A 26,340-nucleotide genomic window follows, 5' to 3' on the forward strand; every position below is an offset into this window, starting at 1 on the left:
AATCCCAAAAAACAGTAATAGGAACCGTTCTCAATAACATGCCGAATACCAAAGACACTATTAGCCGTTCCTGGTTGATAACTCAAGTAAAAAATCACAAGCCACGCTTAGTCGTTGCTAATGTCATCGCGATTATCGCCACACTGATTAGCGTCCCTATTCCACTTTTAATGCCCTTAATGGTTGATGAAGTTCTCTTAGATCAACCGGCAAGCGGCCTTGATATGATGAACACCTTTATGCTCGATAGCTGGCAAACTCCTATCGGTTACATTGCTATGACTTTAGTGCTGGTAGTTCTCATGCGCACAGTCAGCCAAGGTTTAAACATCCTACAAGGACGTCAATTCACCCTAGTGTCTAAGACCATTACCTATCAAATCCGCTGCAAAATGATCGACAAGCTTGGACGAATTAGCATTGCCCAGTACGAAACTCGTGGCAGCGGTGGGATTAACGCCCACCTTATTACGGATATTGAGACAATCGACCAGTTCATTGGCTCTACACTAAGCAAGTTTATTATTAGTTTCCTTACTGTGATCGGCACTGCAGTCGTACTTCTGTGGCTAGACTGGCGCCTCGGCCTGTTCATTCTGTTGGTCAACCCTGTAGTGGTTTACTTTTCAAAGAAACTAGGCGGCATGGTCAAGCACCTCAAAAAGCGCGAAAACCAAGCTTTTGAGAGATTCCAAAATCGCTTGGTTGAAACCTTGGACGGTATCTATCAGCTGCGCGCAGCTAACCGAGAGCGCGACTTTCTAAACCAATTAAAAGAGCATGCTAATGAGGTAAGATCTAATGCCGACAAGTATGCTTGGCAGAGTGAAGCTGCCGGTCGACTCTCCTTCTTGCTGTTCTTGATAGGTTTTGAACTTTTCAGAGCCGTAGCCATGGTAATGGTACTATTTAGTGATTTGACCATCGGACAAATTTTTGCGGTGTTCGGTTACCTGTGGTTTATGTTGGGTCCTGTTCAAGAGCTACTGAGTATTCAGTTTTCTTGGTACAGTGCTAAAGCGGCACTTAACCGCATCAATACCCTACTCGATCTTGAAGAAGAGCCACAAATTGTCAGTAAAATTAATCCGTTTGTCGACAACACCCAAGTCGATGTTGCGATTGAGAACGTGGTGTTCTCCTATAACTCAGAGAAATCTGTCCTCAATCAATTGAGTTTGAATATACCTGCCGGACAAAAAGTTGCCCTCGTTGGGGCCAGTGGTGGTGGCAAGTCAACACTCATCCAGTTACTTATTGGCGTGTATAAGCAAAACCAAGGAATCATCAGATTCAATGGAGTTGATACAAACGACATAGGTTTTGACATAATTCGAGATAAAATTGCTGTTGTTTTACAGCAACCTATACTCTTTAATGACAGCTTGAGGCATAATTTGACTCTTGGAAAAGAGTACGATGACTTCTCTATATGGAATGCGCTGAAAGTGGCGCAGCTACAAGATGTCACAGTTCAGCTTGTTGATGGGCTAGAAACTCAAATTGGCAAAAATGGCATTCGGCTGTCAGGCGGTCAAAGACAGCGCTTGGCAATCGCTCGTATGATTTTAAGCGATCCGCAGTTTGTGATTTTGGATGAAGCGACATCGGCTCTCGACACAGCGACAGAGGCTGCTCTTCATACTGCGCTTAGTGAGTTTTTAAAAGATCGCACAACCCTTATCGTTGCGCACAGACTCTCAGCAGTAAAGCAAGCAGACCTTATCTATGTACTCGAAGATGGTCAGGTAACACAATCAGGAACCCATATTGAATTGGTTGAAAAAGAAGGTCTGTACCAAACCTTATACGGCACAGTGCAGTCAGCAAGCTAACGTTACCCGCACATTACCTAAGCAACAAGACTGGTGATGATGAAAAGCTGTGCCCACTCATCACCGGCTTCGCAAGTTCGTCTCTGTGAGAACTGTGAATTACCTGTCGACACTATTCCTCTAGAACCAGGACAAACTGCAGATTGTCCTCGCTGCGGCACCACAGTGTATCGCAGCGAACACGCATCACTGAATGGTAATCTGGCGCTGGCTATCACCTGCCTATTGCTGTTTATTCCCTCTTATTATTTCGATTTTATTACGATTCGTTTGGTCGGAGTTAATATAGAGGGTACGTTAATGGAAGGCTTCCACGCTCTCGTTAAGGAAGGCTATCTTGGTCTAGCGCTACTTACCCTGTTTTGTCACACCATTGCACCACTTGCGATGTGTTTTTCTATTCTGACCGCGCATTTTTCGCTGAAACGACGTTGGTTTATGCCCTTTAAATGGTCGCTCTTCATTCTCGACCACAGTCGCCATTGGGTGATGTTGGATGTATTCCTGATTAGTGTGGCGATATCCTGTTTCAAGCTGCAAGACTATTCCGATATTTTCGTTGGCAATGCCCTTTACAGTTTGGTTATCTTGCAAGTCATAACTATTCTGATTATCAACCGCGTCAGCACTCGCCGCTATTGGGAGTTGTGGCATCCAGAAAGTCGCTTAACGATTACCGAAAAACGGATTCACTGTCACAGCTGCCATCTATCGCAGCAAGAAAGCACCGCATGTACTCGCTGTGGTAGCGCCCTGCACCACCGTAAGCCTAATTCGATGCAGAAAACTTGGGCTCTCCTAATTGCTGCAACCATTGCGATATTCCCTGCAAACTTGATCCCCATCTCGATTCTCATTACCAATGGTCAACTATTGGAAGATACGATCTTCTCTGGTGTGGCATCATTAATTAACAACGACATGTTGGGCATCGCGATCATTATCTTCGTTGCCAGTATCGTGGTTCCCGTCGCTAAAATAGTGGGACTGGCATACCTTCTTATTTGTATTCAATTCAATATGGTCAAAAATCATCGTCATGCGCTGATGATTTACCGAGCCATCAAGTGGATTGGTAAATGGTCGATGACCGACTTGTTCGTCATCGCCATCATGTTAACGCTAGTGGATCGCGGTCAAATCCTGAACTTCACCCCGGGGTTTGGCGCGGTTGCATTCGGAATTGTGGTGGTCTTAACTATGTTAGCCGCCGAATCTATTGACCCTAGATTGTTGTGGGATAAACATGCCTCCAAAATACAATCTGAGTCAGACAACACTGTTGAGTAGTAGCATTAATGAGTAATGATAATCAGCCACAGCCCTCTTTTGCGCCAGAGATAAAGAAAACGCGAAGAATTTCGCCGCTTTGGATCTTGCCTATTTTGACTATTGCCTTAGCAGGTTGGCTATTGGTAAAAGCGGTGCACGATGCAGGGCAACGTGTTCAAATCTATTTCTCCGATGCACAAGGCTTAATCGCCGGGCGTACCACCATCCGATACCAAGGTCTCGAAGTTGGTATGATTCGAGATATCAATCTATCCGAAGATCTCTCGAATATCTATGTTGATGCCGACATCTATCCAGAAGCTGCAAAACTGCTTGGCGAAGACACTAAGTTTTGGCTGGTAAAACCTTCCGCGTCTTTATCAGGCATTTCTGGTCTCGATGCACTGGTCTCAGGTAACTACATTGCCATTCACCCTGCAACAAAGTCCAGCAGCTCAAAATCCAAATTCATTGCTCTTGAGTCAGTACCAACAGAGCTTGCGATCAACGATGGCCTTACTGTTACTCTTCGAGCAAAGGATCTAGGTGGCATCTCCGTTGGCTCAAAGATTGTTTACAAGAAAATACCTATTGGCGAAGTTTACAACTTCAAGCTTGATGATGATGCGGAAACGGTCATTATCAAAGCGTCTATTCAAGAAGAGTTTGGTCACATCATTACCAACAAGAGTCGCTTCTGGAATGTGAGCGGCATTGGAGCAAGTGTCGGTTTTCAGGGCGTCGATATTCGCTTAGAAAGTTTAGCTGCGATTTTGGCAGGAGCGATTGCGGTGGATTCTCCTGATGGCGGTGAACCGGTTAAAGATGGCTCCGATTTTAAACTCTACAAAGACCTTAAAACGGCTGGCCGAGGCATTCCTGTTAAGATCACGCTACCGGACAACAGCAACCTTAAAGGTAATGGGTCACCAATCATGTACCGCGGGCTTGAAATTGGCCGCATAAACAATTTAGCTCTCAATGATGGACGTGATTCCATTATCGCTTCCGCTTCAATCGAACCGGCGTTTAGCGACATGCTCAACCAAGGCACCCTTTTCTTACTTGAAGAAGCCAAAGTATCCCTTACTGGTGTAGAAAACTTGTCGAACTTGCTGACTGGCAATTTTCTAACGTTAGTTCCAGGTGAAGGGCCACAAACTCGTGACTTTATTGCTATTCAGCAAGAGGAACTCGACCAAGTACAAGCAAAATCTGTCTCACTCCGCCTACTTGCTGACAATTCCTACGGGTTAGAGCCCGGGGTAAATGTTCTCTATCGTGGTATCCCTGTCGGCAACATATCCAGTGTTGAATTGGTAGACGATCAGGTGGCCATGGATATTGCGATTGATGTGGAATATAAGCATCTCATTCGTTCTCAAAACCGCTTTTTCGTGTCGGGTAGTGCAACCGCTGAGCTCACAGAGGCAGGGCTTAACGTCACCGTACCTCCAGCGAAACAACTGCTGACTGGCTCCATTAGTTTTGTTCGCGAAGGGCAAAAAACCGAACGTGCAGAGTTCCCCCTTTTCCAAACCAAAGCATTGGCAGAGCTTGCTAAACACAATCAATCTGGCGCTATGACAATGAAGCTATTTGCTGCTGAATTGCCACCGATTAAAAAAGGTAGCCCACTGCTGTATCGTAATATGGAAGTCGGGAGTGTCGCTGATTACGAGCTGACTGATGGTGGCGTGTATATCAATGTGTCTATTGATAATAAATACAAGCACCTTATCACCAAGCAAACGGTATTTTGGAATCGCTCGGGCGTTGAAGTTGAAGCGTCGCTCTCTGGTATTAACGTAAAAGCGGCACCCTTGAAAACGCTCATTGACGGTGGCATCGCCTTCGATAGCTTGCCAGGTATTGAAAACAAGACAGGCGCAAACTGGAAGCTCTATTCTGATTTTAACTCTGCGCGTAAGTTTGGTCAGTCAATCACTCTATTTACCACCGCTAACGATCAGTCCATCAATAAAGGTATGGCGATTAAGTATCAAGGTGTGAAAGTTGGTGAAGTGATGTTGACCCTACCGGATTTCGACAGAGATCGCGTCGAGGTGGTTGCTCGCATTCTGCCTGAATACGTAAAACAACTTACCAACACAGGAGCCTATTACTGGATGGTGAAGCCGGAGATTGGTCTCAATGGCGTGAAGAACCTCGGTGCCATTGTTTCTCAGTATATTGCAGTTGAGCCGGGTAAAGGCGAGCCGAGTAAGTCATTCGCCCTGCATGACTTCGCGAAAGTCGATAATGGCGTGCAGTTCATCTTACAAAGTGAGAACCGGGGTTCTATCAAGCCTGGAACCCCTATCCTCTATCGCGACATTGAAGTAGGCCGCGTAACGCTAGTCGAACTTGGGCCATTCGCAGACCGAGTGGTTTCTACCATCGAGATCGACCCTGACTACGCTTACCTTGTGCGTACCAATAGCGTATTTTGGAATGCCTCTGGCCTAAACGTTCAATTTGGCTTGTCCGGAGCCAATGTCAAAGCAGGCACTGTCGATAGTCTGCTACGTGGCGGTATTACGTTCTCTACACCAGAAGGCAGCCAATTGCAGCCAAAAGCAGAAGCTGGACAAACCTTCTACTTAAATAAAGAAGCAGATGCTAGTTGGACACAATGGCGCACGGCTATTCCTGCTCCCTAGGTAGGCCTTCGATTAAGCGTCCTATAATAGCCCGCCCAGCGGGCTATTTTTTGCTTGCTATTATACTGTTACTTCAATGCGCGTATCTGTGATAGCTGGTTTCATTCACACCCTGCTATGGTTATAATCCAGCGCAACTCAATACAGTATCAAAAGGCTTCATTTTGCATTCTAACGTCTATCTCCCAGAAGATTTTCTAAGTCACGTAGACAGCTTCCTTCCAAAGCACTTATCAATGAGTGATTTTATTGACGCTTGTCGCAGACCACTTAGGAAAAGTATTCGTGTAAACACGCTCAAGACGACCATTGAAGCCTTTCAACAAACCGCCGAACAAAAAGGCTGGAGCTTACAACCCATCCCTTGGTGTAAAGAAGGTTTCTGGATAGAGGCCGACGAGTCTGTTGTACCACTAGGCAATACAGCTGAACACATGGCAGGGCTATTTTACATCCAAGAAGCCAGTTCAATGTTACCACCGAGTGCCCTCTATTCAGACTCTACAGAGAATTTCGAGTCTGTATTAGATATGGCGGCAGCGCCGGGTTCTAAAACCACCCAATTAGCTGCACTTATGAACAACCAAGGTATATTGGTTGCAAACGAGTTTGCGGCAAGTCGCGTTAAAGTGCTCCATGCCAATATTGAGCGTTGCGGCGTACGCAATGCCGCGCTGAGTAACTATGATGCGCGTGTATTTGGTGGTTGGCTGCCAGAACAGTTCGACGCTATTTTGCTCGATGCACCTTGCTCGGGTGAAGGTACGGTTCGAAAAGATCCGGACGCGATGAAAAACTGGAGCTTAGATTCTACAGCCGAGATTGCCGCTACCCAAAAAGACCTCATTGAGAGTGCTTTCCATGCACTAAAAGTCGGCGGTACACTGGTCTATTCAACCTGTGCACTTAGCCCAGAAGAAAATCAAAACGTGGCCGCGCATCTTCTTGATACCTTCGGAGACGCAGTTCAAGCCGAGAGCTTGATCACTCTATTTGAAGGTGCTGACAAGGCGACAACTCCGGAAGGCTTCCTACACGTTTTCCCTCAGACCTATGATAGCGAAGGCTTTTTCATTGCCAAGTTTACCAAACACGCCTCTGTTACTTCACCAGATGTTAAGAAAAAGCTCGGTAAATTCCCTTTTAGTCAGCTTACCAAGAAAGAAGTTAGTGACATTGTCACGCACTTAGAACAAGCATTTTCACTTTCTATTCCAGAAAACAGCGAGCTTTGGAAACGCGATAATGACATTTGGTTATTCCCAAAAGCATTAGAGCCGATGTTGGGTGAGTTTCGCTTTTCCCGAATGGGTATCAAAATCGCAGAGCAGCATAAAAAAGGCTACAAATGGCAGCATCAAGTCGCCACTGCTTTAGCAACTGCCGAAGCTGATGCCGTACCTTTGAGTATTGAAGATGCCAGAGAGTGGTTTATGGGGCGTGATGTGCGTCCAGAAGGACTAAGCGGTAAAGGCGAAGTCTTGGTTAGCTACAATGGCTTTATCATTGGCCTTGGCAAATGGGTGGGAAATCGAGTTAAAAATGGATTGCCTAGGGAATTAGTGCGCGACAAAAATCTTTTTTAAGCCAATCGGATAGCGGTTTTACCTGGTTAAAACCGCTATCAGCATCGCTTTTTTACTGTTCTGTACTACACTTTAAAGGTTATCAAGACACAGGCAGAAAGCGTCCTTCGTTTGACATACTTTCCACGAGGCAAGTATTCAAAAGGCTTATAGGCTCATTGTTACAAGAAATAGCGTTTGAAACACCGTCCATCTTTTACAGTTAGCGTAGGCTCTCCATGAGCCATTCCCCTAGGCCCAAATCAGGATCAGTTTTGGGCCTCTTTTTGGTCGCAAACTTATGATGTTAACCAGTACCTATTCAGCGTTAAGGTAGATTCCGTCTTTCTCGATACGGATCTTACCTTGCTTGTATAGACCGCCGATACTCTTCTTAAATGTACCTTTACTGGTTTTGAATGCCGCGAAGATAGCTTCTGGTGTCGATTTATCGCTCAATGGCAAGAAGCCACCTTTCTTCTCAAGCAAGCTCAGAATTTTCTCACTCAAGTCATCCATTTTCGCCACGCCAATTTTTTGTAGTGACAGATCAATTTTGCCATCTTCACGGATCTGCTTGATAAAGCCTTTAAGCTTCTTACCGACAAACAGCTTGCCGATGACATCAGATGGGAAAATCATTCCCCAATGCTGACCGTTGACAATGGCTTTGTAGCCTAGCTCACTGCGCTCAGCGATCAGAAGTTCGACTTGTTCATTGCGCTGGTAGCGTGCTGGCGTCTTATCCAAGAGCTTATTGAACTTAGTGGTGCCAACAATGCGCCCTGATGCTTTATCCGTATAGACATAAACTAAGATAGTTTGCCCTTCTGACAGGCGACCACGTTGTTCACTAAAAGGGATCAACAAATCTTTTTCTTTAATACCCCAGCTTGCAAATGCACCGACGCTGTTAATGCCTTCAACTTTCATCAGACCCCATTCGCCCACTTGAGCAATAGGAGTATCCGTTGTTGCGACAACTTGGTTATCTGCATCGAAATAGATAAAAACATCGACCGTGTCACCGATAGCGATGTCCGCTGGAGCATGCTTTTTCGAAAGTAGAATAGAGCCATAGTCCTCTCCATCCAAGAACCAGCCGAAGTCTGCTTCTTTAATTACTTCCAATTGGTTAATACGACCTATGCTAATCATGTTTTTTATCTCTAATGGGGTTGTTGGCGCGATTATACCTAACTCCCTTTAAGATGCTAGTTTACCTTGGTTCTGATATGCTTAGCGCAATCTCAGTACTTGGAGAGAGTTGGTTGATCACCGTAGACAAACAAGATGCCATTACGCTAAAAATTGCGCATGTAATGGCCAACACGAAAAAGCTAGACTTAGATGTATTCTTATTTGTTCCCAATGAGTTAGGAATGAAATCTCATCTCATCTCTGAGTCTGATTTTTATCATGAATCTATTTCACAAAAACGTGCCTACTACAGTAATGAAACATTACTTCCGCTAGTCCACTCACGACTGGCGAAACGCGGCCGCTTATCAAACACACAATACCGTGTGAGTTTGAGCTTGTTTGCTTACCAATACGTCATCGCGTTGGATAAAGCAGTGGCGACACTAAAAGAAACCTCGCAAGACGAAGTGACGGCGGATGAAGTCGACGAAGTTATTGAACTGGTGCTCGATATTCTGAAAAAAATGCGTCGCTCTGTTCCTTATGAAGAGCACCTTAAGCGCCACTACGCCAATATTGATAACTACCTGTCTTGGTATACAGGACAAAAGCTGCTTGAGTTGGTCGTGTATATCCCGAATAGTAAATCTTACACGCCTTTAAAAGATCGTTTGATTACGATTGTTGAGAAGGAGCAAGCACATCGTAACTTAAATAATTACAACTCTGACAAAGTAAAGAACGACCCCACTCGTCTTGCCAACAAGATGCGTTTGTTGCGTCGCTTGATTGAGCACCCTATCGTGCTGCAATCGAAATCCACCAGCATGGGAAACAATACCAAGCGAGTCATCAAAGGCTCCGCGACGGGATTGGTGATGTTGTTTGTTACCTCGGCGGTGATATTGGCGCGGGACTATCTAGGGGAAATTACCGCCTCGTTTATTTTGGTGCTGTCCGTCATCTATGCCTTACGAGAAGTATTTAAGGACGACTTACGCGACATAATGTGGCGTTGGATACAACGAGGTAAACCGAAATGGCGTCGCCGCTTTATTGATGCCACAACAAAAAAAGAAGTGGGTAAGAAGATTGAGTGGCTAGACTACAGCACGTTCGACCAATTGCCCGATCGAATTAAGAGTATTCGCAAGAAACGTTCAGTGCAAAGAGAAGAAGAGGTGCTGCACTATCGTTCGCATACCGAAATGGCAACCTCGCGCTTTACAAGTGGCTATGAGCAAACGCGAGAGATTTTAAACATTAACTTTCGAGCTTTGACCCGATTAATGGATAAATCCAATAACCGGATCTACAAACTACAAGAAGGTCAGGTCGTTAAAGAGTCATTGGAGAAACGCCACCTACTCAACCTCATTGTAAGAGAAAACAACCAAGGCGAAGAGCCTGTTTACTATCGCTGGAAGATTGTTCTCAATCGTTCAAAAATTGTCGATATTGAGCAGATACCCGTTTAAGGCTGTTTGGCCTTGAGTCATTTCCTTCTTGGGAGACATTCGCTTTAAGAAGCCTTCGCCTTAAGAGACAACACTAAAGAGAATTCGGCCATAGGTTCATCACCATGCAAACTTGGACACGTGGCCACAATTCGAACCGGTTTATTGATTCGCTCACCCGAGCGAATCGTCTCATCTAGCATCTCATCGATAAGATTGCCATCTTTACAGGTGAAAATCACATCGGCTTCGGGACGTTTAAGAAACTTGCCCTCCACTTCCTTAAATGCTAACGACACACGTTTACCCCGCTGCTGCGCTTTACTCATCGCCATAAAACCGCCAGCGACATCAGCCCCCACTGCAAGCACCCCAAAGTACATACTGTTTAAATGATTTTTAGTACGGCGCTTTAGCGGAATCAGCAACTGCACCTCGTCTTCATCGAGCTTCAATAACTTAGGGCGACAAAGCCAAATTAAGGGCACCTTAAAGAAACCGAATGTGTTGAGATAAAAGTTGGCTTTTTGCAACGCGCTAAACATGTTGAGATCCTTCTGAACAACTAGTCAGACCAGTAAGCCAAAATACGCACCAATTGTCAAAGAAATGTTAACAACACAAAAGCCAAGCGAGAAAACTTTGCAATAAAAAACGGCTGACTTCTATAAAATAAGAAGTCAGCCGCTGAAGCGTTCCTATAATTAGCCTGATAAGGTAGCTCTACTCACTAACGGGAAATACCGTTACCTTAGTTTCATCTTGCAGCAGCTCTGCCAATTGAGGCAAGTCAGACAAATTGTCGACTAGGAGACTCGCTGGTTTGTTAACTTGATGACAGGCGGCTATTGCTTGCTTGACTAACGCCAACACTGCTTCATTTTGAGGGTCATACAGATGAGCTAACTCATCATGCTGCAAATCAACACCGAGCGTTAGCTGGGTTAAACTTTCTAGCTTAAGCACTAAGCCGTCGAAGTAATGTAATAGGCGCTCTGATAGCAGAACGGCCGATGGCGTATCACACGCAAACAATACTTTCAGACCGTTTAAACCGCGAGGCAGTCCGCGTTCCGCCAATCGATCAATGATCTTGGCAGCGTCACTGAGCGCACGAACACAAGGTACAACAATAGCGACATCATGACCTTGGCTTCGCAATGTCTTGATGACTTCGCACTCAAGGGCAAAACAGGCTTGATACGACTCAGAAGAAAAACGAGAAACACCGCGTAGGCCTAACTGTGGATTGATTTCGTCCGCTTCCACTTTACCGCCCAGTAACGCACTCATTTCGTAACTGGTCGCGTCATTGAGTTCAACACAAATCGAAGAGTGTTCAGGCGTAATCGATGACGTGATCGACTCAACAAGTGTGGAAACAAAGAACTCTTCCGCGGTTTGTTCTCCAAGCAGCGCTTGAATGGCTTCTGTTTCTACCGGATCAAGTTCAGATTCTGCCGCGGAAAAGCCCGGGTGAAAAAACACCTTTTCCATAATCAGCTCTGAAATGGATACATAGAGAGAAGACGCTGGGACTTGCTCCACAAAACTGGGCAAAACATTGCCGACATTGAGTCCCGATGGCGTGTTAGTTTGAGGCTGTTCTTTTTGGTAACTCATTGTTGCTCCATGCTCTAATTATTACTGCTTTTGGCAAAATACCGACTCACCACATAGAATACAAGGTATTCAGGCAATTTAATGGCTAACCGACTTTCGTTCAGTAACTTAACAGCAAAATCGCTCTGTTTTTAGGCAAACATAGCGTTAAAATTTAAGTGTTCATGGAAATGATTGAGCAATAGCTATATTAGTGGTTTATTCTACTGAACAATTCCGTTATCTTAACCGCTTCATAATAATTTGCAGGCTGCACCATCATGCCATTAAAGACCGATGAACTAAGAACACAGGCATTAGGTCCAATGCCAACTCCATCAGAATTGAGCGCTAACCACCCAATTACTGATGACGTAGCAGAGCGCATTGCGCATTCTCGCCGTCAAATTGAAAATATTCTTACTGGAGACGATAACCGTCTTCTTTGCATTGTAGGCCCATGTTCTGTACACGATACCGAAGCGGCTTTAGACTATGCTAAACGCCTCAGCGCTATCCAAGATCAGTACAAAGACCAACTATTTATTGTCATGCGCACGTACTTTGAAAAGCCGCGCACCGTAGTCGGTTGGAAAGGTTTGATTACCGACCCTAACCTAGACGGTTCGTACGCACTTGAAGCGGGCCTGAACAAAGCACGTGGATTGCTTCTTGATATCAACAAACTTGGCCTTGCAACAGCAACTGAGTTTCTAGATATGATTACCGGTCAATACATTGCAGACCTAATCACTTGGGGCGCTATTGGTGCTCGTACTACAGAGTCACAAATCCACCGTGAAATGGCCTCTGCCCTTTCTTGTCCGGTCGGCTTTAAAAATGGCACAAACGGCAGTGTTAAAATCGCTATCGATGCGATTCGCGCATCAAAAGCGTCACACTACTTTTACTCGCCAGATAAACATGGTCGCATGACAGTATATCGCACCAGCGGCAACCCGTTTGGTCACGTAATTTTACGTGGTGGCGACACAGGTCCAAACTTTGACGAAGCATCTATCGACGCTGCATGCGAACAGCTTGCATCGTTTGACCTACCAGCACGATTAGTTGTCGACTTTAGTCATGCTAACTGTCAAAAGCAGCACCGCAAACAGATCGACGTTGCTAAAGAAGTCGCGCGCCAAGTCATTGCTGGTTCTCATAAAGTATCAGGTATCATGGCTGAAAGCTTTATTGAGGAAGGAAATCAAGGTATGGAAGATATCCATAACCTTACTTACGGCAAGTCCATTACAGATCCATGCTTGAGCTGGAACGACACCGTTCATATGCTCGATATTCTTGCTGACGCCGTTAAACAACGTAACGAAAAGGAAAGTTAACATGCCATCTTTTGATATCGTTTCTGAAATCGATACCGTAGAGCTGCGCAACGCCGTAGACAATGCGAACCGTGAGATCTCTACTCGATTTGATTTTCGCAATGTTGAAGCAACATTCACTTTAAATGATGAGACCGTCAAACTCTCTTGTGAAGGTGACTTTCAGCTTAAGCAAATGCGTGACATTTTGCGTGGCAACCTGACGAAACGTGGCGTTGATGTAAACGCAATGGAATCTCAAACTGCAGAACAATCTGGCAAGCTATGGAACCAGACGGTATTGTTCAAACAAGGCATAGAGACTCCTATGGCGAAGAAAATCGTCAAGCTTGTTAAGGATTCAAAGATCAAAGTACAAGTGTCTATCCAAGGCGACAAAGTTCGTGTAACAGGTAAAAAACGCGACGACTTGCAAGCAACGATGCAACTGGTTAAAAACGGCGAGCTTGGCCAGCCGTTCCAGTTCAATAACTTCAGAGACTAAGCGAATTCTTTCAGCTTAATCTGTAAAAAATAAAAGGGCGATACGCCCTTTTATTTTACCTTCGCCAACTCAATCACTTCATCACCTTCCTTGAGCAGTTTATAAGAAGACGAATTCGGTTCGACAAACACCACAATACGTTGTTTGTCCGCTTTTCTTGTCATAATGTCAGAAGAGACCTGAGTAACATCATCAAACGCTATTCGCTCTGCATCTCGTCTTACCAAGTCGACAAAGCTAAACGGGCACTGCTTATCATGAAATACAATCTCCGCTTCCTGCATAATTCGCATCGCTTTGATCGGTAGCAGCTCGGGATCTTCGCCAAATTCAATCCAAGTACACGAATCGGTAAATTCGGCATCAGCGTGAATCAACGCTTGATAGGCTTTTTCAAGCTCTTGATTGTCTTTACAATTGATAACAAGCGGCTGCTTGAAAAACAGTTCCCAAAACTTTCTTCTCTCATCTACCGTCGCAAAATGGCGCTTAATATCGCTGCGTTTGCTGGCAGCAAAATCCGCTAACTGAGCCGTGTTCATTGGCAAAACGGCTTCTAACTTCTCTCGTATACCTCGAATCAAAACCGGTGAAGAGCCGCCACTAGAGATCGCAATTTGTACTCTTCCACGGTTAATAATCGATGGTGTAATGAAGTCACAGTAAGGTGTATCGTCCACTACATTGACTAAAATACCGGAACTTTTCGCATCTTTATGCACTCTATGATTTAGCTCAGGGTTGTCTGTCGTCGCCCATACTTGGACAAACTCATCTCGCATCAACTCTTGTTCGTAAAAACGCGGAATCCAAACACACTTTCCACTCTCGCTCAGTTCCCGAAGATAAGGCTCAACTTTAGGTGAGACAACCGTAACACGAGCGCCTGCTCGAACAAGAGTTTCGACTTTTCGACAAGCGACTTCGCCGCCGCCAACGACTAAAACAGGCCTTTCAAGTAAGTCCATAAATAGTGGAAAGTAACGCATAATTTTCCTTTTCTAAACGATATAACTATTCATTCATGATCACCAAAACAGTGCAAAATCGTCACCGAGACATTGATCACAAAACTATTTCCAACCAAATTTAACGCATTTAATAGATGAAAATATAAACAACTAGCGAAATGACATTAACTTTATCTTGCCTTAACGAAACTTTAACACACCACTCTCTAATTCACTTTTTTAGTGCTTAGTTGCACTATTTACAAAGTCATCACACTTAGCCATTCTAACAATTGTTTGGCGTTGAGTGACTACTCAAAAAACCATTTAAATTAATAATTTGAGTATTCATAGTTCATTATCTACGCTTTAAACGGCTGTGACAACTTGCACCAATTCGGTTCAAAAACAACAGCCTCTACCGAAACACAACAATAATTAGCACATGGTATTCAGGCTGGACCTGACTTACACGGAAATAACAGGAAGGATACACAATGGCAAAGAAACTCACTCTTATTGCTTCTTTAGTGGCGGCTTCTGCTGCGATGATGAGTACTTCAGCAATGGCTGCAGACTCAACTCTGGACAAAGTCACTAAAGCTGGCGTTTTAACTTGTGGCGTTAGTACTGGTCTTCCAGGATTCTCTAACCCTAACTCAAAAGGTGAGTGGGAAGGTATTGACGTAGAATATTGCCAAGCGCTTGCGGCAGCGGTACTGGGCGACAAAACCAAAGTTAAATACGTTCCATTGACAGCAAAAGAACGCTTTACCGCTCTCCAATCAGGTGAAATCGACGTTCTTTCTCGTAACACAACTTGGACTTTACACCGTGACACGGCTCTAGGTCTGAACTTCGTTGGTGTTAACTACTACGACGGTCAAGGCTTTATGGTCAAAAAAGAACTTGGCCTAACAAGCGCTAAAGAGCTGGATGGCGCATCTGTATGTGTTCAGTCTGGTACAACAACTGAGCTTAACCTAGCCGATTACTTCCGTAACAACGGTATGGAGTATAAGCCAGTTGTATTCGATACGGCAGCACAAACTTCAAAAGGTTTCGACTCTGGTCGTTGTGACGTGCTTACCACTGACCAATCTGGTCTTTATGCGCTTCGTCTAAACCTTGCAGACCCAAGCTCAGCGGAAGTACTACCAGAAATCATCTCTAAAGAGCCTCTAGGCCCTGTAGTTCGTCAAGGTGACGATCAGTGGTTCAACATCGCTAAGTGGACATTGGCTGCTATGGTGAACGCTGAAGAGTACGGCATTTCTTCAAAGAATGCTGACGAAATGCTGAAATCTACAGATCCAAACATCAAGCGTATCCTTGGTGTTGACGGTCCTAAAGGTAAAGGTCTTGGCATTGCTGACGACTGGGGTTACCAAGTTATCAAACAAGTAGGTAACTACGGTGAAAGCTTCGAGCGTACAGTAGGTGAAGGCTCTCCTCTGCAAATCTCTCGTGGCGTAAACGCACTATGGAATGCTGGCGGCTTCATGTACGCGCCACCAATTCGCTAATCGCGTTTTCATGCTCCAATAAGGGCGGTTTTACCGCCCTTTTTCAAAGGATTTGAGGTTATAGCTGTATGAAACCTACTACGACTCAAGTCGCATCGCAGGATAAACCTGCGAAAAGCGCAAATCTACTATACAACCCCACCTTTCGCTCCGTTGTATTCCAGGTCTTCGCCGTACTCGCTCTTGGACTTTTCTTCTACACCATCGTTAACAATGCTCTAGATAACCTTGCTGCTCGTGGCATCGCTACTGGTTTTGATTTCCTAAGTCAAGAGGCAGGTTTTGGTATTGGTCTAACGCTGATAGAGTACGATGAAACCTTCTCTTACGGACGCACCTTCTATGTGGGGCTTTTAAACACGGCTCTGGTTTCTGTACTGGGCATTGTGTTTGCGACCCTTCTCGGTTTTGTCATGGGTATCGCGAGACTGTCATCAAACTGGCTCGTTAGCCGTTTTGCTGCAATCTATATCGAGATCTTCCGTAACATTCCTCTTTTGCTGCAAATTTTCTTTTGGTATTTCGCAGTACTTCAAGCTCTGCCTTCTGCTCGTCAAAGTATGAGCTTAGGCGAAGCAATCTTCTTGAACGTTCGCGGTCTTTACTTCCCTGCTCCAGTATTTGGTGAAGGCAGTGGCGTTGTGATCGCAGCGTTTGTTATTGGTATTGTTGCGACAATTATTATCAATATTTGGGCGAACAACCGCCAAAAGATCACAGGTCAACAAACACCTATGGGTCGTATTGCTCTTGGACTTATTGTTGTTGTTCCAACGGTTGTATTCGTTGTTATGGGTATGCCGATCACAGCTGAGTACCCTGTATTGAAAGGCTTCAACTTCCGCGGTGGTATCAGCATCATTCCAGAACTAGCAGCATTAACTTTGGCACTGAGTATTTACACTGCCTCGTTTATCGCTGAAATTGTACGTTCTGGTATTAATGCGGTTAACCATGGTCAAACTGAAGCTGCGATGTCACTTGGGCTGCCACGTTCAAGAACGCTTAAGCTTGTCGTTATTCCTCAAGCAATGCGTATCATCATTCCACCACTCACCAGCCAGTACTTGAACCTGACGAAAAACTCATCGCTTGCGATGGCAATCGGTTATCCCGATTTGGTTTCGGTGTTCGCCGGTACCACGCTTAACCAGGTGGGTCAGGCTATTGAAGTTATCGCAATGACGATGGGTGTCTACCTAGCTCTAAGCTTACTCACGTCTGCACTGATGAACGTTTACAACAAGAAAGTTGCTTTGGTGGAGAGATAATATGAGTCAGCATCAATTTCAACCCGATCTCCCGCCACCAGCCAACACTGTAGGTGTTGTCGGTTGGCTACGTAAAAACTTATTTAATGGTCCTGCTAACTCAGTTTTGACGATTGTTTTAGGATACTTTGCTCTATCACTACTTTGGTATGTGTTCGACTGGGCAATTCTTAAAGCCGACTGGGTAGGTACTACGCGCGATGCTTGCTCTCGCGAAGGGGCATGTTGGGTATTTATCAGCGTACGCTGGGAACAGTTCATGTACGGTTTCTACCCGCAGGCTGAACTGTGGCGACCACGCTTGTTTTACGCGACATTGGCACTGTTCGTTGCCCTACTGGCCTACGAACGCACACCTAAGCGTCTATGGATTTGGTTGTTCTTTGTTAACATCTATCCATTTATTGCTGGTGCACTTCTGTATGGTGGTGTGTTTGGGCTAGAAGTCGTTGAAACACACCGCTGGGGTGGCCTATTAGTAACGCTTATTATCGCTTTAGTCGGTATTATCGTATCCCTGCCGATTGGTGTAGCGCTGGCCCTTGGGCGCCGCTCCGAAATGCCAATCATCCGCAGTATTTGTACGGTGTATATTGAGGTTTGGCGTGGAGTCCCACTTATTACGGTTCTGTTCATGGCATCGGTTATGCTACCGCTGTTCTTCTCAGAGGGCGTAGAAACCGATAAGCTAATTCGTGCACTCATCGGTGTGGTAATGTTTAGTGCCGCCTACATGGCCGAGGTTATTCGTGGTGGTCTACAAGCGATTCCTAAAGGGCAATACGAAGCCGCCGATGCATTGGGTTTAAGCTATTGGAAAAAGATGGGACTGATTGTTCTGCCTCAAGCGCTGAAAATCACTATTCCATCAATCGTAAACACCTTTATCGGTCTCTTTAAAGATACCAGTCTGGTACTCATCATCGGTATGTTCGATGTACTCGGTATTGGACAAGCTGCGAACACCGACCCTGAATGGTTAGGTTTTGCTACGGAAAGTTATGTATTTGTCGCGTTAGTGTTCTGGGTGTTCTGTTTTGGCATGTCGAGATACTCGATTTATCTCGAGAACAAACTGCATACCGGTCACAAACGATAAACGGAAATTCGAGGACGTATTATGACGCAACAAGAAGATTACATGATCCAACTAAAGGACATGAATAAGTGGTACGGCGAGTTTCACGTACTAAAAAACATCAATCTAGACGTTAAGAAAGGCGAGAAAATCGTTATCTGTGGCCCGTCTGGCTCAGGTAAGTCAACGATGATTCGCTGTATCAACCGTCTAGAGGAACACCAAGCTGGTCACATTTACGTTTCTGGCACTGAGCTCACCGAAGATCTGAAAAACATTGAAGCGGTTCGCCGTGAAGTTGGCATGTGTTTCCAGCACTTTAACCTCTTCCCTCACCTAACGGTGTTAGAAAACTGTACCCTCGCTCCAATTTGGGTAAAAAAGATGCCTAAAGAAGAAGCTGAAGCGATTGCAATGAAGTATCTTGAACGCGTTAAGATCCCAGATCAGGCAGACAAGTATCCAGGTCAGCTTTCGGGTGGTCAGCAGCAGCGTGTGGCTATTGCACGCTCTCTATGCATGAACCCTCAGGTTATGCTTTTTGATGAGCCGACTTCAGCACTCGATCCAGAAATGGTTCGTGAGGTACTAGACGTTATGGTGGAATTGGCAGAAGAAGGTATGACCATGCTGTGTGTAACACACGAAATGGGCTTTGCGAAAGAAGTAGCGGATCGCGTTATCTTTATGGATGCAGGGGAAATCATCGAAGAAAACAACCCAGTTGATTTCTTTGAAAACCCACAATCCGACCGCACGCAGAACTTCCTTAGTCAGATTCTGCACCACTAATAAGTACCAATGTAATAAAGGCGACCAAGGTGTCGCCTTTTCTTTGTAGGTCTTTGATGTACAGTGGAAATATTGTGTTACAACTTGTTATATCCTTAAGCAGTTATTTTTATTATGATTTTGTGCAATGACTTTCGCTGCGGGACTTGATCTTTTGAACATTTAACCCCATAAATAGTCATATAAACATAAGTCAATCATCTATGAGGAAGATTATGAACGATCCTATGGTATCTCGCAGTTCTGCTCAAGCGAGTGTACTGCAAACAAACAAAGTATTGCGAAATACTTACGCGCTGCTCTCTATGACGCTACTTTGGTCTGCGGTCGTTGCAGCATTCTCTATGGCAATGAACCTACCTCGTCCAGGACTAATCCTAATGTTGGTTGGTTTCTACGGCCTACTATTCTTGACGGAGAAGAACCGTAACAACAGCATGGGTCTAGTATTCACGTTCTTGTTCACTGGTTTCCTTGGTTACACAACAGGCCCTATCCTAAACGCCTATGTCGGCGCAGGTATGGGTGATGTCATCGTTACAGCACTGGGCGGTACTGCTCTAGCCTTCTTAGGCGCTTCTGCATACGCACTAACGACTAAACGTGATTTGTCGTTCCTAGGCGGTGTACTAATGGCAGGTTTCGTTGTTCTTCTGATCGGTATGGTCGCGAACATCTTCCTACAAATGCCAATGATTCACCTAGCAATGAGCGGCATGTTTGTTCTGTTCTCTACTGGCGTAATCTTGCTAACAACTCAGCAAATTGTACGTGGTGGTGAAACAAACTATATCTCTGCAACGGTTAGCTTGTACGTATCTATTTACAACCTATTTATCAGCCTATTGTCTATCCTAGGCATTATGAACAACGATTAATTCTAGTTCGTAAGTTACATAGATTGTATGAAGCCCGAGACACTGTCTCGGGCTTTTTGTTTGCCTACGAACGCTAAAGAATCAGAACAGAATAGAAAGCCAAAACAGCACACGGCACTTGATAAATAAGATAAACCTAAGCTAACCTTGCGTCGATGATCCTCAACTAGATTGCAAATCATGTTTGAATACAACGGAAAAACCATCGATACCGATGCAGAAGGCTACCTACTCAATCATCAAGATTGGGAACAAGGTATGATCACTATTTTGGCAGAGCAAGAAGGCATTGAAGTAACAGAGGCTCACTTAGAAGTGGTCCTATTTGTTCGCGAGTTTTATGAAGAGTTTAATACCTCTCCAGCAGTAAGAATGTTGGTCAAAGCCATGGAAAAAGCACATGGCCCGGAAAAAGGTAACAGTAAATACCTATTTAAACTGTTCAAGAAAGGCCCAGCGAAACAAGCAACCAAACTTGCCGGTCTTCCTAAACCGGCAAAATGCTTGTAATCCAGCCATCGATTCAATTACATAACGCTAATATCGATTACATGATAACAAAGCCTGAATAGACTTTTGTTTGCTCACAAGGCTCTCTGGTTACCGAGTCTACACTCGCCGTCCTAGGGCCTTTTAGCAACCAATCACACAACGCCTCAACCTTCAATTCGTCTCCACAAGCAACCACTTCTACCGAACCATCGTAGAGATTTTTAGCATAACCGGTAAGTCCTAGCTTTAATCCTTCATGGCAGGTGTGATAACGAAAACCGACACCTTGAACCATGCCGGTGACAATCAACTTCTGACAATACTGCGCCATAATTACTCTCCTGGATCCATCGCATGCTATGCTGATTTTAGTTCAGAATGAGGTATTGACGTTTTAACTCATCAAGCCAATTTGCATTTATTTGAAACTTCACACAAAATACCCCACCTTTTCTCCATTTCAACATCGTAAGGTATACCATGGCATCAGCTATCCACCTTGTAAAAGGCCGTGAAAAATCACTCCGACGCAAACACCCTTGGGTTTTCTCCAGAGGCATTTCTCGTGTCGATGGCACCCCAGAGCTTGGCGAGACAGTTGACGTGTATGCGCACAACGGCGAGTGGTTGGCAAAAGCTGCCTACTCTCCAAACTCTCAAATCCGTGCACGTGTATGGAGTTTCACTAAGCAAGACATCGATGTTGACTTCTTCGTTGAGCGTATTCAGCACGCACAACTTCTGCGCGAAGACATCATTGAGCGTGACGGTCTTACAGGCTATCGCTTGATTGCCGCTGAATCTGATGGTCTGCCAGGTGTAACAATTGACCGTTATGGCAATTTTCTCGTTTGCCAATTGCTCAGTGCTGGTGCAGAGCACCAAAAAGACACGCTAGTTAAAGCGTTAAACCACTGCTTCCCAGATTGCTCTATCTATGAGCGCTCTGATGTATCTGTGAGAAAGAAAGAAGGCTTGGAAGAGCGCACTGGCGTACTATTTGGTCAATCACCAGATGAGCCGGTTGTAATTGAGGAGAACGGTGTAAAAATCAGTGTCGACATCATTAACGGTCATAAAACTGGCTTTTATCTCGACCAGCGTGATAGCCGCTTCCAAGCACAGAAATACGTGAAGAACAAAGAAGTACTTAACTGCTTTAGTTACACAGGTGGGTTTGGCCTTTATGCACTTAAAGGTGGTGCTAAGCGAGTTATCAACGCCGACGTGTCGCAACTGGCACTGGATACAGCAAAACATAATGCTGAGCTTAATGGCTTTACTGAAAAGAAAAAAGCCGTATTCCTAAATGCTGATGTGTTCAAACTGTTGCGCGAATATCGTGACCAAGGCACCAAGTTTGATGTGGTCATTATGGATCCACCAAAGTTTGCCGAATCGAAAGCTCAGCTCAATGGTGCTTGTCGCGGTTACAAGGACATTAACATGCTTGCCATGCAAATCCTTAAGCCAGGTGGCACATTGCTCACCTATTCTTGTTCAGGCTTGATGGACGGCAACCTGTTCCAAAAAATCATTGCCGATGCGGCACTCGATGCTAACCGCTCGGTAAAATTTGTTGAACGTTTTGAACAAGCTGCGGATCACCCAACCGACACCGCTTACCCGGAAGGTTTCTATCTCAAAGGATTCGCGTGTAAAGTGCTCTAGCATTTAATGCGTAAACCCGCTTTTCGTTTTCCTCAAGCCAACCTAACTCAGGTTGGCTTTTTTTGGTTTCTAGCGTCTCAAAAACAAGAAACCATTCCATTGTTTCAATTGCATTGGCCAATTTCTTTACTATTTTCAATAATATGTATGGGTAGATCACTGTTGAGGCGATAAAATAGGCGCCAGTCTTACATTAGATACATAATCTAGACAAATCGACATTGAAAAGCACCTAGCTCTCGCTATAGTTAGTACTACAGTGGGTAACATTTTGACTTGGCTGAAATTATTTCAAGACTAATGAGTAAAGCAAAGATGCGAACTCTGTAAAACACAATAGAGCTAAATGAATTCAAGCCGAAGTGCCCAACAGGCACAGGATCAAGGAGAAAGACTTTGAATAAGCTTACCACTACCGCAGCAGCTTGTTTTATGGCCCTTAGCCTCCCTGTTAGTAGCCAAACACTTGAACAGGCCGTTGCTTACACGCTCAAAACCAACCCAGATATTAAAGCAGCGTACAATGAGTATGTCAGTAAGCGATACGATGCAGACGCCGCGGTTGGTGCCTACCGTCCAAAAGTTGATTTAGACGGTGGTATTGGTTATGAGAAGACAGATTTTGACAGAGAAAACTCCATTCCTAGAAATGAGAGTCTCACAAGAAAGGAAGTTGGAATATCTCTCACCCAGCTCATCTGGGACGGTAACGAAACACTCAACGATATAGACCGTACCGCGGCTGAAGCCGAATCCGTGCGCTACCAACTCCTCGCAGATGCCTCAGATATCGCTTTAGAAGTCGCACAGATCTATTTGGACTCAACCAAAGCTTACGAAGTCCTTGCACTGTCTGAAGCAAATTTGGATGTTCATAAAAAGATTTACTCGGATATTAAGAAACGAGTGGATTCCGGTATTGGTTCTACGGCCGATCTATCCCAGGTAGAAGCTCGTATCGCGAAGGCTCACGGTAATCTACTGGCTGCTCAAAACAATCTCTTCGATACACACACTCAGTTTAAGCGCCTTGTAGGACAAGCACCTCTGGGACTTAAATACCCAAGAGCTGATGAAGTAGCTATATCGCTTTCAGTAGAAGACGCCCTAGAGACTGCAATGGAGAGGCATCCTGTTATTAAGATTTCTCAGGTGGATGTTGACTCAGCACGTTTCCAATACCAACAAACCAAAGGTGTTAACTACCCTACTTTCTATATCGATGCTGGCCACAACTGGCGAAATGACGCTGGCGGCAACATAGGTACCGATAACGAAACCCGAGCGATGCTACGTATGCGATACAATTTGTACAACGGTGGTTCAGATTCAGACCTCAGTGAATCGGCAGCCTACCAGCTCAACAAGGCGAAAGACTTTAGAGACAGAACGTATCGTATGGTTGAAGAAGGACTGCGACTGTCTTGGACGGGACTCGAATTTACCGTTCAGCAACGTGAGTTTTTATCCGATCACGTAGATTCAGCGTCTGAAACCGTAGTTGCCTATCAAAAGCAATACAAGATCGGCAAACGTACTCTGCTGGATGTGTTGAACACCGAGAACGAGTTATTTGAAGCTCGCAAAGGCTATTTAGATGCCAAATATGCTGAGCAATTAGCACGCTACCGAGTCATGAACGCAACAGGTGCCCTGCTTGATGCACTGCGCGTTGATACGCCGTCGGAATGGAATGAGAAAGTGGAGTATTAATCATGAAACTACAGAGAAAACTGCTCATCTGTGGGCTAATGGTATTACCACTTACCGCTGCGGCCTCCAACGAAGAAAACGACAAGTACGAATATATGCCAACACCGGTAGCAGATCAAAAAGCAGATTTGATTGATGACGATGGAGACGGTGTTATCAATGCTAGAGATCTATGTATCACTACGCCGCAAGGTGCAGCACTCGATAACGACGGCTGTGAAGAGTACATTGATGTTTCCAACTCACTGGCATTGCGTATTTTGTTTGATAACAATTCAACCTTCATCAAGCCGGTGTTCCAAAATCAAATCAGTGAGATGGCTGACTTCCTCAAGGAGTACCCGGAAACCAGCATCGAAATTCAAGGTTTTGCGAGTATCGTCGGCAACACGGACAAGAATATGCTACTTTCGCAAAATCGCGCCGAAGTCGTAAGACAGGCCATCATCAACAATGGTATCGACCCAAACAGGCTAACTATCATTGGCTTTGGTGATACTCAACTTGAAGAATTAGGCGATAGTGAATTTGCCCATGCAATGAATCGCAAAGTCGTCGCCTCGGTAGTCGGCTACAAGGGCGAAGTCAAAATGGAATGGACGATATTCACCAAAATCGGTAAGTAGTTTAGTTCTCCATCAATCAGACACAAAGCGCTCTCCTAGAGCGCTTTTTTATTGCCAATTCATTTAGATATTAACGATCTCATGCTAGTCTTGTAAGCAGTTCTTACTATGAGTAGATAACAATGAGCAAATTAACGTCTGATATCGAACAAAACCTAAAGCTGTTTATTGAAGAAACAAGCAAAACCCAACTTGTATGGGGTCTTCGTAACGAAGATGGTTGGTTGGCGTGTGATTCAACCGAGTTCGAAAACAGTGAAGTAATGCCTTTCTGGTCGTCAGAAGAAGACGCAAAAACTCACAACGTCGAAGAGTGGGCTGACTTTGAAGTACTGCACATCCCTCTTGATATCTTCGTTGAAGATTGGCTACTGACATTGGACGAAGATGGCGTCCTGATCGGCACGAACTGGAACGCTCAGCTAGATGGTAAGGAAATGGAGCCTTCAGAGGTTGCTAAGCTGTATCTAAAGCTTAACTAATCAGCACCCTATCGTTTAAAACGTAGATAGATAGCAAAGAGGCGCATAATGCGCCTCTTTTTAGTATGATTTCTCGTTAAGTGATTGCATCACAGCTTGTTGATTGTCGAGGTAATGATTAAGCCCATTAGCTCGCAGCTCACAAGCCGGGCAGTCACCACAGCCATCACCAATAATGCCGTTGTAACAGGTCAGCGTCTCGTTACGAACAAGCTCTAGCGCATCATACCTATCAGCCAGCGCCCATGTTTCGGCTTTATCTAGCCACATTAGCGGCGTAACGATTTCCAACTCTCTGTCCATACCCTGCACCAAGGCACTGTTCATCGCCCTAATAAAGTCATTGCGACAATCTGGATAGCCAGAGAAGTCCGTTTCACACACACCCGTGATGACCGCTGAGGCACCAATTTGATATGCGTAAATGCCAGCTAAGGTAAGAAACAGAATATTGCGACCCGGAACAAACGAGTTTGGCAGGCCGTTTTCTTGCAGTTCATGAGAGACTGGAATGTCATCGCGTGTCAGTGAGCTAATCGCTAATTCATTGAGTAGGCCCACATCCATCACTTTATGTGCTTTTATCCCAAGCTTTTCTGTTAGTGCTTGTGCCACTTCGATTTCTAGCTTATGTCTCTGACCGTAATCAAACGTGATTGCGTGTACTTCGTCATACTCTTTTAATGCTTGCACCAAACACGTGCTCGAGTCTTGGCCACCACTAAAAACTACTACTGCCTTCTTCATTACCGTCTCCCTATTTGGTGTTATGCAATATTTAAGTATTTATGAGTTTGTACCGACAAACGCCAGTTGCGCGCGATACACGTGCTCATGCAAAGCTCAGTCGCGCGTGGCTTCTGACTAATCGGCTGCAGTGCAATCACCACATCCGGCTTTAATGCGACACCATCAAGCAGCGCATCAAGTTGTTCAATATTCTTATCTGTTGCAACAGGGTGTTTAATTTCATTCGCTCGCTCTAGCGCTGAGGTAAGCACTTCGAGTTTGCCTTTCATGGCGATCTTGGGTGACACTGTCACCCAAGTATTCTCAGTGACTCTCACTTCTGACGTGCCACTGGTTTCTATTTGGCAACGAGCATCAATAGCCTCAAACGCCTCACAAAGTGGCGTTAAATCATATTCGCAAGGCTCACCACCAGTAATGACAATATGCTTCGCTGTAAAGCCTTGGGTTCGATACATAGCAACGATCTCATCAGCGCTAACATCACTCCAAGTAGGGCTGTCACCTTGCTTGGTAATGATTTCGCCGAACGCGCGCTCATCTTCCTGCTTTGCTTCCCAAGTCTGCTTGGTATCACACCACGCACAACCCACATTACAGATCTGAAGACGAATGAATACCGCCGGAACGCCTGTGAACACGCCCTCGCCTTGAATGGTTTCAAACATCTCATTGATCTTGAATTGTTTACCGATCATTAAATTTTGCCATTTATGTAAGATGAGCAGACCTTAAAGGATGCGC

At 44.9% G+C, this 26,340-nt stretch carries 24 protein-coding genes; 17 read left to right on the plus strand and 7 right to left on the minus strand.

All coding sequences use genetic code 11. From position 1 onward, the window contains the following. Positions 1–38 precede the first annotated feature (38 nt). The 4 genes from ACJB0T_RS00230 (at position 39) to rsmF (ending at position 7,356) form a co-directional block, all read left to right on the plus strand. Positions 39–1,835: an ABC transporter ATP-binding protein gene (locus tag ACJB0T_RS00230; protein ID WP_479290115.1), complete on the plus strand. Its 1,797-nt coding sequence runs from the start codon at positions 39–41 to the stop codon at positions 1,833–1,835. A 36-nt stretch (positions 1,836–1,871) separates the two neighbouring features. Next, entirely contained in the window at positions 1,872–3,125 is a 1,254-nt protein-coding gene (locus ACJB0T_RS00235; RefSeq protein WP_479290112.1) for a PqiA/YebS family transporter subunit, read from the plus strand. 8 nt (positions 3,126–3,133) lie between these two features. Beyond that, entirely contained in the window at positions 3,134–5,770 is a 2,637-nt protein-coding gene (locus ACJB0T_RS00240) for an MlaD family protein (RefSeq protein WP_479290110.1), read from the plus strand. 164 nt (positions 5,771–5,934) lie between these two features. Beyond that, a complete protein-coding gene (gene rsmF, locus ACJB0T_RS00245; RefSeq protein ID WP_479290108.1) occupies positions 5,935–7,356 on the plus strand; it encodes a 16S rRNA (cytosine(1407)-C(5))-methyltransferase RsmF in 1,422 nt (473 codons plus the stop codon). A gap of 297 nt (positions 7,357–7,653) precedes the next feature. On the opposite strand, the gene ACJB0T_RS00250 is transcribed toward rsmF, so the two are convergent. Further along, complete coding sequence (locus tag ACJB0T_RS00250; RefSeq protein WP_479290106.1) at positions 7,654–8,493, minus strand: CvfB family protein; 840 nt, start codon at positions 8,491–8,493, stop codon at positions 7,654–7,656. Positions 8,494–8,606: 113 nt separating this feature from the next. Between ACJB0T_RS00250 and ACJB0T_RS00255 the strand changes: the two genes are divergently transcribed. Beyond that, a complete protein-coding gene (locus tag ACJB0T_RS00255; RefSeq protein WP_479292250.1) occupies positions 8,607–9,956 on the plus strand; it encodes a hypothetical protein in 1,350 nt (449 codons plus the stop codon). Between the two features lie 44 nt (positions 9,957–10,000). Here ACJB0T_RS00255 and ACJB0T_RS00260 read toward each other — a convergent pair whose 3' ends face one another. Further along, on the minus strand, positions 10,001–10,480 hold the full coding sequence (locus ACJB0T_RS00260) for a PaaI family thioesterase (protein ID WP_479290104.1): 480 nt from the start codon (positions 10,478–10,480) through the stop codon (positions 10,001–10,003). Between the two features lie 178 nt (positions 10,481–10,658). Further along, a complete protein-coding gene (locus tag ACJB0T_RS00265) occupies positions 10,659–11,558 on the minus strand; it encodes a putative PEP-binding protein (RefSeq protein WP_479290102.1) in 900 nt (299 codons plus the stop codon). Positions 11,559–11,818: 260 nt separating this feature from the next. On the opposite strand from ACJB0T_RS00265, the gene ACJB0T_RS00270 reads away from it, so the two are divergent. Beyond that, complete coding sequence (locus ACJB0T_RS00270) at positions 11,819–12,883, plus strand: 3-deoxy-7-phosphoheptulonate synthase (protein WP_479290100.1); 1,065 nt, start codon at positions 11,819–11,821, stop codon at positions 12,881–12,883. A gap of 1 nt (position 12,884) precedes the next feature. Continuing rightward, entirely contained in the window at positions 12,885–13,367 is a 483-nt protein-coding gene (locus tag ACJB0T_RS00275; protein ID WP_479290098.1) for a YajQ family cyclic di-GMP-binding protein, read from the plus strand. A gap of 50 nt (positions 13,368–13,417) precedes the next feature. On the opposite strand, the gene ACJB0T_RS00280 is transcribed toward ACJB0T_RS00275, so the two are convergent. Further along, positions 13,418–14,356, minus strand: a complete 939-nt coding sequence (locus ACJB0T_RS00280) for a precorrin-2 dehydrogenase/sirohydrochlorin ferrochelatase family protein (RefSeq protein ID WP_479290097.1) — start codon at positions 14,354–14,356, stop codon at positions 13,418–13,420. A gap of 458 nt (positions 14,357–14,814) precedes the next feature. On the opposite strand from ACJB0T_RS00280, the gene ACJB0T_RS00285 reads away from it, so the two are divergent. The 6 genes from ACJB0T_RS00285 to ACJB0T_RS00310 all read left to right on the plus strand — a co-directional run bounded on the left by ACJB0T_RS00285 (position 14,815) and on the right by ACJB0T_RS00310 (position 20,372). Beyond that, positions 14,815–15,843 carry an amino acid ABC transporter substrate-binding protein gene (locus ACJB0T_RS00285; RefSeq protein WP_479290095.1) on the plus strand — a complete coding sequence of 343 codons (1,029 nt, stop codon included), beginning with the start codon at positions 14,815–14,817 and terminating at the stop codon, positions 15,841–15,843. A gap of 68 nt (positions 15,844–15,911) precedes the next feature. Beyond that, complete coding sequence (locus ACJB0T_RS00290; RefSeq protein ID WP_479290094.1) at positions 15,912–17,114, plus strand: amino acid ABC transporter permease; 1,203 nt, start codon at positions 15,912–15,914, stop codon at positions 17,112–17,114. A 1-nt stretch (position 17,115) separates the two neighbouring features. Continuing rightward, positions 17,116–18,213 (plus strand): amino acid ABC transporter permease, encoded by a 1,098-nt coding sequence (locus ACJB0T_RS00295; protein ID WP_479290092.1) that lies wholly within the window; start codon positions 17,116–17,118, stop codon positions 18,211–18,213. Between the two features lie 21 nt (positions 18,214–18,234). Then, positions 18,235–18,984 carry an amino acid ABC transporter ATP-binding protein gene (locus tag ACJB0T_RS00300; RefSeq protein WP_042498733.1) on the plus strand — a complete coding sequence of 250 codons (750 nt, stop codon included), beginning with the start codon at positions 18,235–18,237 and terminating at the stop codon, positions 18,982–18,984. Between the two features lie 215 nt (positions 18,985–19,199). After that, positions 19,200–19,862: a Bax inhibitor-1/YccA family protein gene (locus ACJB0T_RS00305; RefSeq protein WP_112461762.1), complete on the plus strand. Its 663-nt coding sequence runs from the start codon at positions 19,200–19,202 to the stop codon at positions 19,860–19,862. Positions 19,863–20,042: 180 nt separating this feature from the next. Further along, the gene (locus ACJB0T_RS00310; RefSeq protein ID WP_479290090.1) at positions 20,043–20,372 is read left to right on the plus strand and encodes a TusE/DsrC/DsvC family sulfur relay protein; all 330 of its coding nucleotides are present in this window, start codon (positions 20,043–20,045) and stop codon (positions 20,370–20,372) included. 37 nt (positions 20,373–20,409) lie between these two features. On the opposite strand, the gene yccX is transcribed toward ACJB0T_RS00310, so the two are convergent. Then, positions 20,410–20,685 (minus strand): acylphosphatase, encoded by a 276-nt coding sequence (gene yccX / locus ACJB0T_RS00315; RefSeq protein ID WP_479290088.1) that lies wholly within the window; start codon positions 20,683–20,685, stop codon positions 20,410–20,412. Between the two features lie 149 nt (positions 20,686–20,834). Here yccX and ACJB0T_RS00320 point away from each other — a divergent pair, with 149 nt between their 5' ends. From ACJB0T_RS00320 to ACJB0T_RS00335, 4 genes are all read left to right on the plus strand, one after another. Continuing rightward, the gene (locus ACJB0T_RS00320) at positions 20,835–22,025 is read left to right on the plus strand and encodes a class I SAM-dependent methyltransferase (protein ID WP_479290086.1); all 1,191 of its coding nucleotides are present in this window, start codon (positions 20,835–20,837) and stop codon (positions 22,023–22,025) included. Between the two features lie 396 nt (positions 22,026–22,421). Then, entirely contained in the window at positions 22,422–23,738 is a 1,317-nt protein-coding gene (locus ACJB0T_RS00325) for a TolC family outer membrane protein (protein WP_479290084.1), read from the plus strand. 2 nt (positions 23,739–23,740) lie between these two features. Next, positions 23,741–24,364: an OmpA family protein gene (locus ACJB0T_RS00330; protein ID WP_479290082.1), complete on the plus strand. Its 624-nt coding sequence runs from the start codon at positions 23,741–23,743 to the stop codon at positions 24,362–24,364. A gap of 122 nt (positions 24,365–24,486) precedes the next feature. Continuing rightward, positions 24,487–24,846 (plus strand): DUF2750 domain-containing protein, encoded by a 360-nt coding sequence (locus ACJB0T_RS00335; RefSeq protein WP_353496136.1) that lies wholly within the window; start codon positions 24,487–24,489, stop codon positions 24,844–24,846. Positions 24,847–24,906: 60 nt separating this feature from the next. On the opposite strand, the gene queC is transcribed toward ACJB0T_RS00335, so the two are convergent. Continuing rightward, a complete protein-coding gene (queC, locus tag ACJB0T_RS00340) occupies positions 24,907–25,593 on the minus strand; it encodes a 7-cyano-7-deazaguanine synthase QueC (RefSeq protein WP_479290080.1) in 687 nt (228 codons plus the stop codon). Between the two features lie 20 nt (positions 25,594–25,613). Beyond that, positions 25,614–26,294: a 7-carboxy-7-deazaguanine synthase QueE gene (gene queE / locus ACJB0T_RS00345; RefSeq protein ID WP_479290078.1), complete on the minus strand. Its 681-nt coding sequence runs from the start codon at positions 26,292–26,294 to the stop codon at positions 25,614–25,616. Positions 26,295–26,340: the final 46 nt, after the last annotated feature.

Source organism: Vibrio sp. CB1-5, assembly GCF_059412285.1.

Bases quoted from the DNA above. Each gene is read 5' to 3' on its own strand.
- ACJB0T_RS00230 (WP_479290115.1), top strand. From the start codon at position 39: ATGCCGAATACCAAAGACACTATTAGCCGTTCCTGGTTGATAACTCAA.
- ACJB0T_RS00235 (WP_479290112.1), top strand. From the start codon at position 1,872: ATGATGAAAAGCTGTGCCCACTCATCACCGGCTTCGCAAGTTCGTCTC.
- ACJB0T_RS00240 (WP_479290110.1), top strand. From the start codon at position 3,134: ATGAGTAATGATAATCAGCCACAGCCCTCTTTTGCGCCAGAGATAAAG.
- ACJB0T_RS00250 (WP_479290106.1), bottom strand. From the start codon at position 8,493: ATGATTAGCATAGGTCGTATTAACCAATTGGAAGTAATTAAAGAAGCA.
- ACJB0T_RS00260 (WP_479290104.1), bottom strand. From the start codon at position 10,480: ATGTTTAGCGCGTTGCAAAAAGCCAACTTTTATCTCAACACATTCGGT.
- ACJB0T_RS00265 (WP_479290102.1), bottom strand. From the start codon at position 11,558: ATGAGTTACCAAAAAGAACAGCCTCAAACTAACACGCCATCGGGACTC.
- ACJB0T_RS00270 (WP_479290100.1), top strand. From the start codon at position 11,819: ATGCCATTAAAGACCGATGAACTAAGAACACAGGCATTAGGTCCAATG.
- ACJB0T_RS00275 (WP_479290098.1), top strand. From the start codon at position 12,885: ATGCCATCTTTTGATATCGTTTCTGAAATCGATACCGTAGAGCTGCGC.
- ACJB0T_RS00280 (WP_479290097.1), bottom strand. From the start codon at position 14,356: ATGCGTTACTTTCCACTATTTATGGACTTACTTGAAAGGCCTGTTTTA.
- ACJB0T_RS00285 (WP_479290095.1), top strand. From the start codon at position 14,815: ATGGCAAAGAAACTCACTCTTATTGCTTCTTTAGTGGCGGCTTCTGCT.
- ACJB0T_RS00290 (WP_479290094.1), top strand. From the start codon at position 15,912: ATGAAACCTACTACGACTCAAGTCGCATCGCAGGATAAACCTGCGAAA.
- ACJB0T_RS00295 (WP_479290092.1), top strand. From the start codon at position 17,116: ATGAGTCAGCATCAATTTCAACCCGATCTCCCGCCACCAGCCAACACT.
- ACJB0T_RS00300 (WP_042498733.1), top strand. From the start codon at position 18,235: ATGACGCAACAAGAAGATTACATGATCCAACTAAAGGACATGAATAAG.
- ACJB0T_RS00305 (WP_112461762.1), top strand. From the start codon at position 19,200: ATGAACGATCCTATGGTATCTCGCAGTTCTGCTCAAGCGAGTGTACTG.
- ACJB0T_RS00310 (WP_479290090.1), top strand. From the start codon at position 20,043: ATGTTTGAATACAACGGAAAAACCATCGATACCGATGCAGAAGGCTAC.
- yccX (WP_479290088.1), bottom strand. From the start codon at position 20,685: ATGGCGCAGTATTGTCAGAAGTTGATTGTCACCGGCATGGTTCAAGGT.
- ACJB0T_RS00320 (WP_479290086.1), top strand. From the start codon at position 20,835: ATGGCATCAGCTATCCACCTTGTAAAAGGCCGTGAAAAATCACTCCGA.
- ACJB0T_RS00330 (WP_479290082.1), top strand. From the start codon at position 23,741: ATGAAACTACAGAGAAAACTGCTCATCTGTGGGCTAATGGTATTACCA.
- ACJB0T_RS00335 (WP_353496136.1), top strand. From the start codon at position 24,487: ATGAGCAAATTAACGTCTGATATCGAACAAAACCTAAAGCTGTTTATT.
- queC (WP_479290080.1), bottom strand. From the start codon at position 25,593: ATGAAGAAGGCAGTAGTAGTTTTTAGTGGTGGCCAAGACTCGAGCACG.
- queE (WP_479290078.1), bottom strand. From the start codon at position 26,294: ATGATCGGTAAACAATTCAAGATCAATGAGATGTTTGAAACCATTCAA.